We start from the raw sequence: 14,157 nt of genomic DNA, 5'->3' as shown, positions 1-14,157 counted from the left end.
CCTGCATGGTTTGACTGAATATTCCAAGGAGTTAGCCCAATGAGCGACACCATCTTCACCGGCTGCATTCCCGCACTGATGACCCCGTGTACCGCCGCGCGCAAGCCGGATTTCGACGCCCTCGTCGCCAAGGGCCGCGAATTGATCGATATCGGCATGAGCGCCGTGGTCTATTGCGGCTCCATGGGCGATTGGCCGTTGCTCACCGAAGCCCAGCGCCAGGAGGGCGTGGCGCGCCTGGCCGCCGCCGGCGTGCCGACCATCGTCGGCACCGGCGCGGTCAACAGCCGTGAAGCGGTGTCCCACGCGGCGCATGCGGCCAAGGTCGGCGCCCAGGGGTTGATGGTGATTCCCCGCGTGCTGTCCCGTGGCGCTTCGGCCACCGCGCAAAAGGCCCACTTCGCCGCGATCCTCGACGCTGCGCCCCACCTGCCGGCGGTGATCTACAACAGCCCCTACTACGGCTTCGCCACCCGCGCCGAGCTGTTCTTCGAGCTGCGCCGCGAGCACCCGAACCTGATCGGCTTCAAGGAGTTCGGCGGCGCCGCCGACCTGCGCTACGCCGCCGAACACATCACCTCCCAGGACGATAACGTGAGTTTGATGGTCGGCGTCGATACCCAGGTGGTACACGGCTTCGTCAACTGCAACGCGACCGGCGCTATCACCGGCGTCGGCAACGCCCTACCTCGGGAAGTGCTGCAACTGGTGGCGCTGAGCAAGCAAGCCGCCAAGGGCGACGCCAAGGCACGTCGCCAGGCCCTTGAGCTGGAGGCCGCGCTGGCGGTGCTGTCATCGTTCGACGAAGGCTGCGATCTGGTGCTGTATTACAAGCACCTGATGGTGCTCAACGGCGACCGTGGCTACGCCCTGCACTTCAACGAAAGCGACCAGCTCAGCGCTGCCCAGCGTCGTTATGCCGAAAGCCAGTACACACTGTTCCGCCAGTGGTACGCGAACTGGTCGGCGGAACAGAATGTCGCTTGAAACCCCTAGCGCCGACATCGCCGTGGTCGGCGCGGGCATCATCGGCGTCGCCTGCGCCTTGCAGTTGGCACGTCAAGGGCACCAGGTCGTCGTCATCGACGCGCAGCCCCCCGGCATGGGCGCCTCCTATGGCAACGCCGGCCACCTGGCGAGCGAACAAGTGTTCCCTATCGCCGACCTGTCGATCCTCAAGCGCTTGCCCACGATGCTGATGGACCCCATGGGCCCGCTGCGCCTGGACTGGAAATACCTGCCCCGCGCCCTGCCCTGGTTTGCGCGTTTGCTGCTCAACCTGCGCCCGGCCAGCTACCGGCGCACGGTCGCCGGCATTCGCGCACTAAACGAAGGCAGCCTGGGCGCATGGCAGCGCCTGCTGCAAGGCATCGACCGGCCGGAGCTGCTGCGCGAAGACGGCTCGTTGCTGGTGTTCGAGCGCGCGGATTCGCGAGGGGCCATCGACGCGCTGCAGCAACGCATGGCGCAGCAAGGCGTGCCGGTGGCGTTCTGGTCGGCTGACACCATTCGCAAGGCCGCGCCGCAGTTAAGCGAGCACATCCAGGGCGGGCTGTTCTTTGCGGGCACCGGGCACTTTCTCGACCCCTATCAAGTGGTGTGCGAACTGGTGAACGCCGCCACAGCCAACGGCGTGCAATTTCTCACCCGCCAGGTGCTGGGCGGGCAAGTCGACGCCCAGGGCGTCACGCTGACCACCGATCAAGGCCCATTGGCCGCACGCCAGGTGCTGATCGCGTGCGGAGCCCACTCGGCGAAACTCACCGCCGCCTTGACCGGCAAGCACGTCCCCCTCGACACCGAGCGCGGCTACCACCTGATGCTGCCCCACGAACATGAACGCCTGCCCTTCGCCGTCACCTCCCTGGAGCGCAAGTTCATCATGACGCCCATGCGCGGCGGCCTGCGCCTGGCCGGCACCGTGGAATTCGCCGGCCTGGAGCGCCCGGCGAATATGCAACGCGCCTGGCAGCTGCATCGCCTGAGCAAAGGGTTGTTCCGGCAAGACCTCAATGCACAGGACGCGACGCCATGGATGGGCTTCCGGCCCTCCCTGCCGGACTCGCTGCCGATCATCGATCGGGTCGCCGACGGCAAGGTGTTGCTTGCGTTCGGGCATCAGCATCTGGGGTTGACGCAGGCGGCGGTGACCGCGGAGCTCATCGCGCAACTGGCTTCGACGCGGCCGCGGCTGTCGGGTTTGCCGGAGTTGGAGGGGTATCGGTTGGCGCGGTTCTGAAACGTATGATGAGAATCAGCACTCCGTGATCATGACTCGTCACACGAAAAATCCAACAACCTCCACGCTACTTGACCAACCTCTTTTCCTTCGACGGCCTGTAGCCGAAATACGAGCTATAACACTTGCTGAAATGACTCGGCGAAACAAACCCGCACGCCACCAGCACCTCCACCTGCGACAACTCAGTGTGTTGCAACAGCCGGCGCGCCTCGGTCACCCGCAGTTCCATGTAATAGCGCTGCGGCGTGGTGCCCAGTTGTTCCTTGAACAGCCGTTCGAGCTGGCGGCGGGAGCGGCCGGCGTAGACGGCGAGTTGGTCGAGCTCCAAGGGTTCTTCGAGGTTGGCGTCCATCAGTTTCACCACCTCGCGTAACGGCGCGCTGACGCAGATGTTTTCCGTCGGTTTGATGCGCCGGTAGCGCGACTCCTCGAAGGCCAGGATATCTTCGATACCTTCGACCAAGGCCTTGTCGTGCAGGCCCTTGATCCAATCCAGCGCCATGTGGAAAGCGCCGGACGGACTCGAGGCGGTCAGGCGGTCGCGGTCGATGACATACGGTTCGCTGGTGACGTGGGCCGCCTTGGACACTTCCGCCAGTGCCGGGCGATGTTCGGGGTGGATGGCGCAGCGGTAGCCCTGCAACAGGCCGGCGCGGCCGAGGAACCAGGCGCCGTTCCATAAGCCGGCCAGGCTGACGCCCTGCTCGGCGGCATTGCGCAGCAGGTGGATGAAGTCGTCGCTGGCCTTGAGTTCAGTGCGAAAGCCGCCGCAGATCACCAACAACTCCAGCGTTTGCAGGGCCGCCACGTCGAGGCGTGCATCCGGGCGGATCACCAGGCCCAGGTCGCTGATGACTTCGCCGTCGCCCCAGCCGAACGTGCGCGATGCGAACAACTCGGGGCGCAACAGGTTGGCGGTGACGAAGGTGTCGAGGGTCTGGGTGAAGGCTGGCAGGGAGAAGTGTTCGAGCAGCAGGAAGCCAACGCGGGTGGCTGACGCCGGCTGGCCGGGTGTTTCATTGAGGTAGCGCAGGTTCTTGCCTTTCATGCCACCGCTGAATTGACGTCTTTCCATCGAGGGTCGGCCCTCTCTTATTGTTGAGGCTGTGGGCGCCATCTTAGGGGGAAATGCTGCGGCTGTCTCAGGTGGCGCGCCGTACCCTCAAGACATGGCTCACCTGCTGATCTTGATAAAGCCAGCCCTCTCCAACCCCCCGGGCCAAAGCGTTGCGCGCGCATCTGATACGGTTTTTTCTTTACTATCTGCGCCTGTATCGAAATGTCATCGAGGCGGACAATAGGGCCACTCCCGACACCCTTGTCGAGCGCGACAGGAATGTTCCTGCCGCCCCCTTCCCTTCGGAGGCCTTATGACCAAGATGGCAATTTTCCTGTTTGGCTTTTTGGTGCTGACCATTGGCATCGGTCTGCTGGCGACCATCTCGCCCGTTTGACGTCAGCGCAGCCCCGGCCCTCAACTCAAAAACAGCCTCGGGTACAGCGACAGCACCAGCAAACTGGCCATCGACACATTGACTCAAGCCTTTCACAAAGCTTTCACAGGTGAACGCCTAGTGTTGTTTCAGCTCCTAGAGAAACACCTTTTAGCCCGCTCTCCCCATCGCGGGCTTTTCTTTGCCTGTGATTTAAGCCAGGCAAAAAAAGGCAAGCCACGCCTCATCAAGATGAATAGCGTGGCTTGCCCCAATAAGCCGTTACTTAACGCAGACCCGGGCCGCCCGGACCGCCATGGCCACCGCCCTGACCGTGGCCACCACCACCACCACCACCACCACCACCACCACCACCCGGCGGCATGAATATCCAGCAGCCCGACAGGGACGATAACAACGCGACAATCAGTGCCGCCTTAGTTAGATTGTTCAACTTCATCACAACACTCTCTAGTCACAAGCTTTAATGCTCGATGAATAAGACCGTTCAAAATGAAGTGCGTCACGCCTATCGTGTAACTTGATGGTATTAAATGTATTGGAAAGGCTACATGTAGTTATCTACCAGATTGCGCAGCGTTGTGCCTTGGAAGGCATAGTTGGAAACATGAAAGTGAGAATCCGCGAGTGGCTCAGCAGGTCTGGTGGAATTAGCGCTACGCTCTGGCGGTGACGAACACCCCGATGCTACTGCCATAAAAGCAACTAAAGCTGTCCGTTTCATTTGAGTTGCAACATCAATCATTTATTCATCCCATCTAAAAAATCACAACCTTCAACAGCGAATAATTCAGTCGTGTTGAGCCGAGCCCTGGGCGAGCGAGTCGACTCTCATCAACTCACAATTTTTGCGATTGCAGTGCCTGCGGCGACGGTCGAACCCACGGACACCGTTAGGGTGATGCGTCCTGCGCGGTGTGCCGTGACTTGCATTTCCATCTTCATCGCCTCCATGGAAGCGAGGGTGTCGCCCACAGCCACGTTGTCGCCGTCGGCGACGTTCCAGGACTGCAGGGTGCCCGAGATCGGGGCTACAACGGCGGCGGCATCCGTCGAAATGGAAGACACATCAGCCCCCTCGCGCTCAGCAGACGGCGCAGTGGAATGTAGCCCGCGCAGCAGTTCAGCCGGCAACCCGAGCGCAATCCTTCGGCCATCGATCTCCACGGCCGTGCGTACCAGCGCGATATCGGCCAGCGGTTCAGGCCGTACAGCGGCCGCCAGCGTGTCGGCAAAATCTGTCTCGATCCAGCGCGTATGCACGCTGAAAGCATCGGCTGATGTGAAATCGGCGTGTGCCATCACCGCCCGGTGAAAAGGAAGCACCGATGGCACCCCTTCGATTCGGAACTCCTTCAGCGCCCGGCGCGCGCGGGCTATAGCCTGGGCACGGGTGGCGCCAGTAATGATCAACTTGGCCATCAGTGAATCGAATGTACCTGGGACGGTAGAACCCGACTGCACGCCGGTATCGACGCGCACGCCGGGCCCCGACGGTGCCTCGAACAGATGCACCAACCCCGGCGCGGGTAGAAAGCCGCGCCCCACATCCTCGGCGTTGATGCGAAACTCGAAAGAATGACCGCGCGGCTTCGGCGTCTCGGTGACCGACAGCGGCAAGCCATCGGCGATGCGCAGTTGCTCGACGACGAGGTCGATGCCCGTTGTCTCTTCGGTCACTGGATGCTCGACCTGCAGGCGCGTGTTGACCTCCAGAAACGAGATTGTTCCAGAGGGACTCAACAGAAACTCGACAGTCCCCGCACCGACGTAGCCTGCCTTCGCGCACACATCGCGCGCCGATTGATGGATGCGCTCACGCTGCTCATCACTGAGGAAGGGCGCGGGGGCTTCTTCCACCAGCTTCTGGTTGCGCCGCTGCAACGAGCAATCGCGCGTGCCGAGCACGACAACATGGCCGTGCGTATCGGCGATCACCTGCGCCTCGACATGACGAGGCCGATCGAGGAACTGTTCAACGAAACACTCGCCACGGCCGAAAGCAGTGACCGCTTCACGCACCGCCGACTCGTACAATTCGGCTACTTCGTCGAGCCGCCATGCGACCTTCATGCCGCGGCCGCCACCGCCAAAGGCCGCCTTGATGGCGATCGGCAGGCCGTTCTTCTCGGCAAAGGCCACGACCTCCTGCGCATCGCGCGCGGGCTCCGACGTGCCAGCCACCAACGGCGCACCGACAGCCAGGGCGATCTTGCGCGCCTGCACCTTGTCACCCAGTGCCTCAATGGCTGCCGGCGAAGGGCCGATCCACTTCAGGCCCGCGCCAATCACGGCCCTGGCAAAAGTTGCGCTTTCCGAAAGGAAGCCGTATCCGGGGTGTACCGCGTCGGCGCCACAGCGGTCGGCCACGGCGAGCAGCTTTTCGATGTTCAAGTAGGTGTCGGCCGGGCGCTGGCCGTCAAGGCCGTAGGCCTCATCGGCCATACGAGCGTGCATCGCGTCGATGTCGGCGTCGGCATACACCGCGACGGATTTCACACCATAATCGGCACAGGCGCGCACGATGCGTACAGCGATCTCGCCGCGGTTGGCGATAAGAACTTTCTTCATGGGGTTTCTCGCAGGTCGGAAGAGAGGGCCGCGGTGAACGCGCGTATGGGGTTGAAGCGCACCTGCGCACCGATGGGGATCTGCCCCGCACGGTCGAGGTGGTAAGGGGCGACAGCGCCGATCACTGGGTAGCCACCGGTCAGCGGGTGGTCGGCAAGGAAGAGCACGGGCTGGCCGCTTGGCGGCACCTGAATCGCGCCCAACACGGTGCCTTCACTGGGCAGTTCGGCGATCTGTGCGCGCATCAACGGCGTTTCACCGGCCAGACGCAGGCCGACGCGGTTCGATTGCGGCGTCACAGTCCACAATTGGCTCGCCAACAATGCAATGGCCTGCAGTGTGAACCAGTCGGTGCGCGGCCCCATCACGACATCGAGCACCACGGTCTGCGTCGTCGTCGGGAGATCGGCACGAGGCGTTTCGGGCGCGCCGACGATGGAGCCATGCGTGACCACAGGTACCGGCAAAATGTCACCGGCTTTGATGGGCGGCGGACCGACCTGCGCGAGCGTGTCCGTCGATCGACTTCCGAGCACGGGCGCGATCGCGAAGCCACCGCGCACCGCCAGGTAGCTGCGGATGCCGGCACGCGGGTCGCCAAGCGACAGACTGTCGCCATCAGAAAGTGCGATGGCTTCATGGCCTGGCACACGATATCGAGCGCCGTTCGCACGTGTGAGTTCGATCGGCGCATCGGCACCGGTGAAGGCCACCACCGTGTCTGCGCGGCTCGTGATTTGGAAACCACCGTAGACAATCTCGACGCAGGCCATGTCGCTCGCATTGCCGACTAGACGATTGGCCGCGCGCAGTGCGCCCTTATCCATCGCCCCTGAGGCGGATACGCCCTGCCCGGCCAGACCCTCGCGCCCGAGATCCTGGAACAGCGCCTGCAGGCCGGTGCTACGGACAACAAGCGCCGGACCATTGTGGAGCGGAACCTCGACGGGGCCAGGCGACGGCGCTGGCAAAGCTGAAACCTGCCGCCCTGAAACATCGACGAAACGTACCTTGAAGCCCGGTTGCAGCAGCGCCGGCACGTCACGGCTTAGGTCCCACATCGGCGTGGCAGTCACGCCGATGATCTGCCACCCCCCCGGACTGGCCTGCGGATAGACGCCGCTGAAAGCGCCGGCCAACCCCACGGCGCCCGCGGGGATGCGCGTGCGTGGCGTAGTGCGACGCGGCACGTTGAGGCTTGGGTGGCCGCCGCTCAGATAGGCGAACCCAGGTGCGAAGCCAGTGAAGGCAACGGTGTAGTCGCAGCCGGTATGGCGGCGAATCACCTCTTCGCGCGAGAGATCAAGCATCTGCGCGACCTCGTCAAGGTCCTCTCCTTCGTAGGAGACCGGAATCTCCACGCGAGTGGTCGCACGCTCGATCTGCGCCGTGAGGTCGCGGCGGCTGATGCGCGTGACGAGTTCATCATGCGTCACCGTGTTAGGCCGGAAGTGAACCATGACCGTGCGCGCGGCCGGTACGAGTTCGACGATGCCATCGATGGGCTCGGCCTGTAGTGATGCAAGCAGCGCCAGCGTCTGCGACAAGTCATCTAGCTCGACCAACAGGGCGTCGAGATTAGCGGGCAGAAATCGCATCACGGTACGACTCCCATGTCGACGAAAGGAGCGACCTTGACGCCCGAACGCTCAAGCAGCGCACGCACTTGCCGCGCCATCTCCACCGCGCCGGGGCTGTCACCATGCACGCAGACCGAATCGGCCTTAAGGCGCACGATGCTGCCGTCAACGGCCGTGACCACACCCTCGGTCGCCAGGCGAAGCATGCGCTCGGCAACATCCTGCGCATCGTGCAGCACGGAGCCCTTCTCGCGGCGGGAGACCAGCGAACCGTCCGGCATGTAGGCGCGATCGGCAAAGGCTTCGGCCACAGTGCTCAGCCCGCTTGCCTGCGCCCAGCCGAGTAGCGGCGAGCCGGCCAAACCGACCAGCACCAGCGACGGGTCGATTGCGCGGATGGCGGCAATCACGTCGTGTGCCTGGCGCTTATCGTGCGCGATGGTGTTGTAGAGCGCTCCGTGTGGCTTGACGTATCGTACCGACGTGCCGGCCACCGCAGCCAACCCCTTCAGCGCGCCGATCTGGTAGATCACGTCAGCCTGCAGGTCGGCGCTTGCCACGTCCATTTGGCGGCGGCCGAAACCGACGAGGTCGGGATAGGCGACGTGCGCGCCTACTGCCACGCCGCGCTCCGCCGCTTGACGTAGCGTCCGCAGGATGCCGGCAGCGTCGCCAGCGTGGAAGCCGCAGGCCACATTGGCACTGCTCACGATGCTGAGCATCGCGTGGTCGTCACCCATGCGCCAGGCGCCCAGGCTTTCACCCAGGTCACTATTGAGGTCTATCTTCATGTTGTTTTCTTTTCTTTAGCGAAACATCAGGAAATACAGGATGAAAACATTGCAAGTCAGCAAGGCCAGCGCCGTGGGCACCTGCGCGCGGATCACCGCGTTTTTGTCGGGCAGTTCGAGTAGGGCCGCCGGTACGATATTAAAGTTGGCTGCCATCGGCGTAAGCAAGGTGCCGCAATAACCCGAGAGCATGCCGATGGCTGCCATAAGGGCCGGGTTACCGTCGTACATGCCGACCAGGACTGGCACCCCGACGCCCCCTGTCATCACGGGGAAGGCGGCGAAACCGTTGCCCATGATGATGGTGAAAAGCGCCATGCCAACCACATACACCATCACCGCGAAGAAACGTACATCCATGTTGATGTAGCTGGTGGTGATATGCGCCACGGCCTTGCCCACACCGGCGTCGGAGAATACGAGGCCCAGCATGCCGAGCATCTGCGGCAGTACCAGCGCCCAACCGAGCGCATCGGTCAGCCGACGCGATTCGCGGATACCTTGCATCGGCGTTTCGTTCGTCATCTTGCAGACCAGCGCAAGCGCGACCATACAGCCCAGCCCTAGGCTTACCATCGTGGTGTTCTTCGGGTCGAGCAGCGGTATGCCGCCAACCACGAGGTACTTCGCCGACAGTGTGCCGATCATGGTCACGGCCGGGATCGCCAGGGCGGGGATGAAAAGTTTGTTGCCCAGCAAATTGGCGCTGGCCGAGTACTCCGCCGCCGAGCGGGCCACGTGACGGCCAATGCCGACACCGCCGAAGGCTGCAATCAGCGCCATCACCACAACACCGACGCCGACCCAGACCGGCGGCAACTGGTCGCCGAGCAAGAAGACGAGCGAATAAAGGCCCCAGAAAAAGGCACTGGAATAGCGCTTTGAGTGCTGGCGATCCATAAGTGTCATCACCGCGGTGATGGCGAGGATGGCACCGACGAGGTAGTACAGGTGCGTGATCGTGAGCGTCATGGTCGGGACTCCTTGCCTTCGACTGTGACGGTTACCGCCGCGGCCGCGGCGCCGCCGGCCATCTCGCGCATCAACCAAGTGTCAAGCCGGCGCAGGCGCCAAGCATGGATGGTGAATGCGCAAATAGCTGTCGGAATCCCCCAGAGCGCGACGCGGATCGGCTCGACTTCGATGCCCGCCTCACGCAAGAACGTGGTCATCAGCACGATCGCGCCGAAAGCCACGAAGATATCTTCGCCGAAGAACAGGCCGACGTTATCGGTCGCTGCGGCATACGCTCGCAGCTTGTGGCGAACCTTCTCCGGCAGTGCCCCAAAACGGGCTTCGGCAGCACCTTCTGCCATTGGCGCGAGCAGCGGTCGCACCATTTGTGGATGGCCGCCCAGGCTGGTAAGACCGATGGCTGCGGTCATCTGGCGTGCGCCAAGGTAGACAATCAGCAAGCGGCCCGCAGTCGCGGACTTGATGCTACTGATCCATCGCTGGGCGTGCTGGCGCAAACCATAACGCTCGAGCAAGCCAATCACCGCCAGCGGTAGCAGGATGATCAACGGCAGGTTACGTGTCTTGATGAAGCCTGTGCCGATGGCGGCAAGAATCCTGTCGACCGGAAAGTGCGCCGCGAAGGCGGTGACGACGGCCGTGACAATCACGACCAACATGGGATTAAAGCGCAGGACGAAGCCCACGATGATGACGACGACCCCCAGCAAGGGCCACAAGTTGATGTCAGTGGGCACGGGCGTTTCTCCAAGTTGTTTGAGTTATTTTCTTAGATCACTCAACCATCTTCATCCGATTGAATGATCATTTCAACAGAATTGTTCAACAATCCAACACGGATAATAAAAAGCAATATGCATGCCAAAATATGGATCCGTTTCAGCCCTACAGGAAAAAGCGACACTGCGAGTAGGGCAAAACCTGCTAGAATCCAATCGCCCCTGCCACTCAGAAGTCCGCTCGATGCCCCTTCCCGCCTCCCCTTCATTCGTAGCCCAGACGCTAAACGAGCGGATCGCCGAACAGTTGCGTCAGCAAGTCACCCAAGGCGAATTCACACCTGGGCAACGGCTGTCCGAGCAGGTGCTCAGCGAAAACCTCGGCATCTCGCGAAACACCCTGCGCGAAGTGTTCCGGACGTTGGCCAAAGACGGCCTGTTACGACACGAGCCCAACCGTGGGGTATTCGTGGTGGTTCCCAGCATCGCGGCTGTCATCGACATCTACCGCGTGCGACGCCTCATCGAATGCCAGGCGCTGGCAGAGGCTTACCCGCGCCACCCGGCGAAGAAGAACATGCGCGCAGCGGCAGAACAGGCCCAACGAGCACGGGACGCGGGGGACTGGCTGGCAGTGGGCACAGCTAACATGGACTTCCATACGGCAGTCGTTGAACTTGCGGACAGTGAACGCTTGAACGCCATGTTCCGGCGCATACTTGCAGAGCTACGGCTGACTTTTGGGCTGTTGCAGGACGCCGAGTTCTTGCATGAGCCCTACGTCGATATGAACTTTCAGATTCTTGAACTCGTTGAACGCAACGAGATGGCCAAAGCTCGCGAAGCAATGCTTGAATACCTCATTCATTCCGAACGCATTGTTTTGGCCGTCTATGCGAGGCGCCCTTCCCAGGAAGGGTGAGAGCTCCGACGTCCACGCAACATCTGCCCCACACAGCCGGTCGACTGGTCGATACAGTTAACCAAGTGGGGCTCCTTCAGAAACTTTTGCCGCCCTAGCGCATGAGCGAAGAACTGCCAGACATAGAGCCCCTGTGGCAGGATGACCTGGTTGCCTTCACCATCGGCTGCTCGTTTTCCTTCGAACAACCGCTCCTGGATGCCGGCACTGCCCTCAACAACAACGAATGGATGCAATGGACCAACAATGAACACAGCTCAACGGTCGATTCAGCAGTACATAAACGCCAAGGACAGTAACCGCCCGCATCTGCTGCGCCAGGCTTTTATGCCGGATGCACAACTGGAGATGGTGGTACACACGGGGTCTATCTCGTTTCCACCCCACGTTGAAGGCCTCGAGTCCATCGGCGACGTGCTGGTCAGTCGCTTCGGTCAGACATTCGAAAACGTCTATACCTTTTGTCTGGGACACCCACCGGAGCCGGATAGCAAAACGTTCCAATGCCAATGGCTGGTCGCTATGTCCGATAAAAACTCCGGCGAGGTCCGAGTCGGTTGTGGTCAATATGGATGGCAGTTCAATCCCGAGTCGGGACTTGTCGAGCGGCTCACTATCACCATCGAGCATATGAAAACCCTGCCACCTACCGATCTTCACACCATCATGGAGTGGGTATCCCGCCTGGACTATCCATGGTGCCGCCCAGAAGCATTAGCGAGCAACGCTCCAGACATAGGCACCCTTGAAGAGGTGATCCAGTACGTAATCCGGTCAGAACAGTGAAGTTGCGGAACACATCTGAAGCGTTGCGGAAGGGATCGTAAATCGCAGGTATAAAAAACCCCGTAGACGGTAATCTACGGGGTTTTTAAGAGTGGAGGCCGGGGTTGGAATCGAACTGGCGTAGGTGGAGTTGCAATCCCTAATTATTTGTAACCGTCCCCTCAAAGGACTTAGTTGAGCTTCGCGAAACGATACAAAGCTGAACCTCAATCATAGCCCGGCCCACCGGGCTTTTTCACACTCCAAGGTAAACTTAGGATCTCAGCATGACGACTATGGCAGAAGCCCTTCGCAGCTTCGTTGAGCAAGCAACCGGCGGCGTAACAAGGAAGCAAATCAAAGACCACATCGAAGGCAAATTTCCAGGCGAATGGGCACCAGGCACCCTGACCGCACATCTCTATGCATGCGCTGTAAACAATCCTAAGGCCTACATCCATCACAAATGGGCAGATCGTTTTCTCTACCGATCTGAAGACGGGCGTTTCCACCGATACAGCCCACAAGTGCATGGAGTGAATACATGGGCGCCTTCTGTTGAGAGTCAGTCGGATGAATTTGAAACTAGCGATGATGCCAGTATCGAGGAGCTTGTAGAAACCTCCATTACCCTGGAGCGGGACGTCGAAACCCATTTGGTTCGCAACCTCGATAGCATCGAGAAGGGCCTGCGCTTCGTCGATCGCCAGGTCAATATCGAAGTTGGCCGAGTCGACATACTCGCAGAGGACGCGGCAGGTCGCCGTGTTGTTATTGAACTGAAGGTCGGACAGGCGAAGGATTCTGCAGTTGGCCAGATTGCCCGTTACCTCGGCTGGTACGCCCGACAAGATGGTAAGAGACCTCGCGGAATGTTGATCGCAAGCGAGTTTCCCGAGGCGGTCCGGTACGCCACCGAGGCCATACCAGATCTCATGCTAGTCCAGTACAAAGTGCTGTTCGCCTTTAACTCTGTTTCGATTGATGAGTAGGGACGCGCTTCCTGCACAGCCCGGCCCGCCGGGCTTTTCACTCTCTGCAAGGAACGTTGATTGCCCATGCTAACGAACTCACAACGTGGCGACGTTCTAAACTTCGCAGTAAATAATTCACTCATTTCACACGCCGGAATTTTCGAGTTGTGGCAGTGGCTATTCGTCGTCGTAGAAGGCACCGAGTTGAATGCCTACAGACTAGGTGAATATCTGATGCCGCCCTGGACTCGCCCGGTTCATAAGCTTTTCAACTCGCGGATAGAAATTGCAGACTGGATCGCTCAGGACCCATGCCCGCTGCTTCGAGGCGTAAACCGATACTTGGACTTGCTTGGGTACTAACGTCATACTGACTCCTGTCCGGGCATCCAGCGTGGATGGAATGCCAGTACCTTGCTTTGTCAGCGCCGTAGTAGCTTTGGGCCTTAAAATTAGCCAGTAGGGAAGGCCAATGACCACTAACAGACAAAAATCGAAGCTAATTCGCGATGCCGTGGATAACGCTGGCACCTCTCTTGATGAGCATTGCAAAGCCAGGGAAGTGATAGTCGGCAACCTGATTCAAACAAAAATCCCGATAGTCAAAATATGTGACAAACATATAAGGGTCGACGAGAACGACCCGGCGCCCTATGAACTTAGCAAAGAAGCCAAGGAAATTTTCAAAGGCATAGCTGATGCGATTGAAAGTTCGAAACAGGCCGACTTAAGCGACACCGCCGACGACCTTGCTCTCTGGCACGACATCAGCCTCCTGCCATAGCGCAGGCTAAAGGATTTACCAGTCTTTTGCCTGCAAGCCCAAGGACTGGGGTTGCGCCAATTTCGGCGCGTTTATGACCCGGAGGTCAGTGTGAGTAGTTGCGCTTGCCGCTTTACCTTCTTGCTTAGACCTAGCGCACGAGCTCGTCGAATTTTTTAACGACGGTTGAATCGCAGTCCTTACCGGCGATAGTAAATACCTCACTGCCTGACTGGTTATCTATTAGAGATATATCAAAAATCGAGTATCCCCTAAGGTCCCAGATGCAGGTGTCTACCTGTTGGTAAGCTACTTTCAGGGTATATCGTGTATTGAATGTGTCGTAGTGCTGGAGTGAGGTTTCCTTACCCATTGTTCCTTCAATGATTGATGCGCCTTTG

Annotated in this window: 13 protein-coding genes and 1 pseudogene; 7 read left to right on the top strand and 7 right to left on the bottom strand. The window is 60.2% G+C overall.

The genetic code is table 11. The features are described from left to right. Positions 1–39: 39 nt before the first annotated feature. Positions 40–987 carry a dihydrodipicolinate synthase family protein gene (locus MOQ67_RS15375; protein ID WP_198718771.1) on the top strand — a complete coding sequence of 316 codons (948 nt, stop codon included), beginning with the start codon at positions 40–42 and terminating at the stop codon, positions 985–987. Continuing rightward, the gene (locus MOQ67_RS15370) at positions 977–2,239 is read left to right on the top strand and encodes an NAD(P)/FAD-dependent oxidoreductase (protein WP_198718772.1); all 1,263 of its coding nucleotides are present in this window, start codon (positions 977–979) and stop codon (positions 2,237–2,239) included. Before MOQ67_RS15375 ends, MOQ67_RS15370 begins: the two co-directional genes overlap by 11 nt. Positions 2,240–2,306: 67 nt before the next feature. Here the strand turns inward: MOQ67_RS15370 and MOQ67_RS15365 are convergent, their stop codons facing one another. The 7 genes from MOQ67_RS15365 to MOQ67_RS15335 all read right to left on the bottom strand — a co-directional run bounded on the left by MOQ67_RS15365 (position 2,307) and on the right by MOQ67_RS15335 (position 10,350). Beyond that, positions 2,307–3,290 (bottom strand): GlxA family transcriptional regulator, encoded by a 984-nt coding sequence (locus MOQ67_RS15365; RefSeq protein ID WP_079443908.1) that lies wholly within the window; start codon positions 3,288–3,290, stop codon positions 2,307–2,309. 671 nt (positions 3,291–3,961) lie between these two features. Further along, entirely contained in the window at positions 3,962–4,129 is a 168-nt protein-coding gene (locus MOQ67_RS15360) for a hypothetical protein (protein WP_169796382.1), read from the bottom strand. A gap of 401 nt (positions 4,130–4,530) precedes the next feature. Then, positions 4,531–6,267 carry an acetyl/propionyl/methylcrotonyl-CoA carboxylase subunit alpha gene (locus MOQ67_RS15355; protein WP_104903259.1) on the bottom strand — a complete coding sequence of 579 codons (1,737 nt, stop codon included), beginning with the start codon at positions 6,265–6,267 and terminating at the stop codon, positions 4,531–4,533. Continuing rightward, positions 6,264–7,865: a 5-oxoprolinase subunit PxpB gene (pxpB, locus tag MOQ67_RS15350; RefSeq protein ID WP_017846359.1), complete on the bottom strand. Its 1,602-nt coding sequence runs from the start codon at positions 7,863–7,865 to the stop codon at positions 6,264–6,266. Before pxpB ends, MOQ67_RS15355 begins: the two co-directional genes overlap by 4 nt. Continuing rightward, the gene (locus MOQ67_RS15345; RefSeq protein ID WP_198718676.1) at positions 7,865–8,638 is read right to left on the bottom strand and encodes a LamB/YcsF family protein; all 774 of its coding nucleotides are present in this window, start codon (positions 8,636–8,638) and stop codon (positions 7,865–7,867) included. The genes pxpB and MOQ67_RS15345 overlap by 1 nt, the downstream gene beginning before the upstream one ends. Before the next feature lie 15 nt (positions 8,639–8,653). Then, a complete protein-coding gene (locus MOQ67_RS15340) occupies positions 8,654–9,610 on the bottom strand; it encodes a DUF979 domain-containing protein (RefSeq protein WP_046484272.1) in 957 nt (318 codons plus the stop codon). Next, positions 9,607–10,350: a DUF969 domain-containing protein gene (locus tag MOQ67_RS15335; RefSeq protein ID WP_198718675.1), complete on the bottom strand. Its 744-nt coding sequence runs from the start codon at positions 10,348–10,350 to the stop codon at positions 9,607–9,609. Before MOQ67_RS15335 ends, MOQ67_RS15340 begins: the two co-directional genes overlap by 4 nt. A 226-nt stretch (positions 10,351–10,576) precedes the next feature. Here MOQ67_RS15335 and MOQ67_RS15330 point away from each other — a divergent pair, with 226 nt between their 5' ends. The 5 genes and pseudogenes from MOQ67_RS15330 (at position 10,577) to MOQ67_RS15310 (ending at position 13,777) form a co-directional block, all read left to right on the top strand. Further along, complete coding sequence (locus tag MOQ67_RS15330) at positions 10,577–11,254, top strand: GntR family transcriptional regulator (protein WP_017846363.1); 678 nt, start codon at positions 10,577–10,579, stop codon at positions 11,252–11,254. Positions 11,255–11,355: 101 nt separating this feature from the next. Beyond that, positions 11,356–11,481, top strand: a pseudogene (locus tag MOQ67_RS15325) (hypothetical protein); the annotation flags it as partial. 19 nt (positions 11,482–11,500) lie between these two features. Further along, positions 11,501–12,040, top strand: coding sequence for a hypothetical protein (locus MOQ67_RS15320; protein WP_079443914.1), 540 nt, complete (start codon positions 11,501–11,503; stop codon positions 12,038–12,040). Positions 12,041–12,306: 266 nt separating this feature from the next. Beyond that, entirely contained in the window at positions 12,307–13,011 is a 705-nt protein-coding gene (locus MOQ67_RS15315; protein WP_104903262.1) for an endonuclease NucS domain-containing protein, read from the top strand. 454 nt (positions 13,012–13,465) lie between these two features. Then, complete coding sequence (locus tag MOQ67_RS15310) at positions 13,466–13,777, top strand: hypothetical protein (protein WP_057004210.1); 312 nt, start codon at positions 13,466–13,468, stop codon at positions 13,775–13,777. Positions 13,778–14,157: the final 380 nt, after the last annotated feature.

It is taken from the genome of Pseudomonas sp. LY-1 (assembly GCF_053502595.1).
This window is presented reverse-complemented; position numbering and strand designations above follow the sequence as displayed.

Excerpts from the sequence above, each read along its gene's own strand:
- MOQ67_RS15330 (WP_017846363.1), top strand. The coding sequence starts at position 10,577 with ATGCCCCTTCCCGCCTCCCCTTCATTCGTAGCCCAGACGCTAAACGAG.
- MOQ67_RS15370 (WP_198718772.1), top strand. The coding sequence starts at position 977 with ATGTCGCTTGAAACCCCTAGCGCCGACATCGCCGTGGTCGGCGCGGGC.
- MOQ67_RS15375 (WP_198718771.1), top strand. The coding sequence starts at position 40 with ATGAGCGACACCATCTTCACCGGCTGCATTCCCGCACTGATGACCCCG.
- MOQ67_RS15315 (WP_104903262.1), top strand. The coding sequence starts at position 12,307 with ATGACGACTATGGCAGAAGCCCTTCGCAGCTTCGTTGAGCAAGCAACC.
- MOQ67_RS15320 (WP_079443914.1), top strand. The coding sequence starts at position 11,501 with ATGAACACAGCTCAACGGTCGATTCAGCAGTACATAAACGCCAAGGAC.
- pxpB (WP_017846359.1), bottom strand. The coding sequence starts at position 7,865 with ATGCGATTTCTGCCCGCTAATCTCGACGCCCTGTTGGTCGAGCTAGAT.
- MOQ67_RS15365 (WP_079443908.1), bottom strand. The coding sequence starts at position 3,290 with ATGAAAGGCAAGAACCTGCGCTACCTCAATGAAACACCCGGCCAGCCG.
- MOQ67_RS15345 (WP_198718676.1), bottom strand. The coding sequence starts at position 8,638 with ATGAAGATAGACCTCAATAGTGACCTGGGTGAAAGCCTGGGCGCCTGG.
- MOQ67_RS15340 (WP_046484272.1), bottom strand. The coding sequence starts at position 9,610 with ATGACGCTCACGATCACGCACCTGTACTACCTCGTCGGTGCCATCCTC.
- MOQ67_RS15355 (WP_104903259.1), bottom strand. The coding sequence starts at position 6,267 with ATGAAGAAAGTTCTTATCGCCAACCGCGGCGAGATCGCTGTACGCATC.
- MOQ67_RS15310 (WP_057004210.1), top strand. The coding sequence starts at position 13,466 with ATGACCACTAACAGACAAAAATCGAAGCTAATTCGCGATGCCGTGGAT.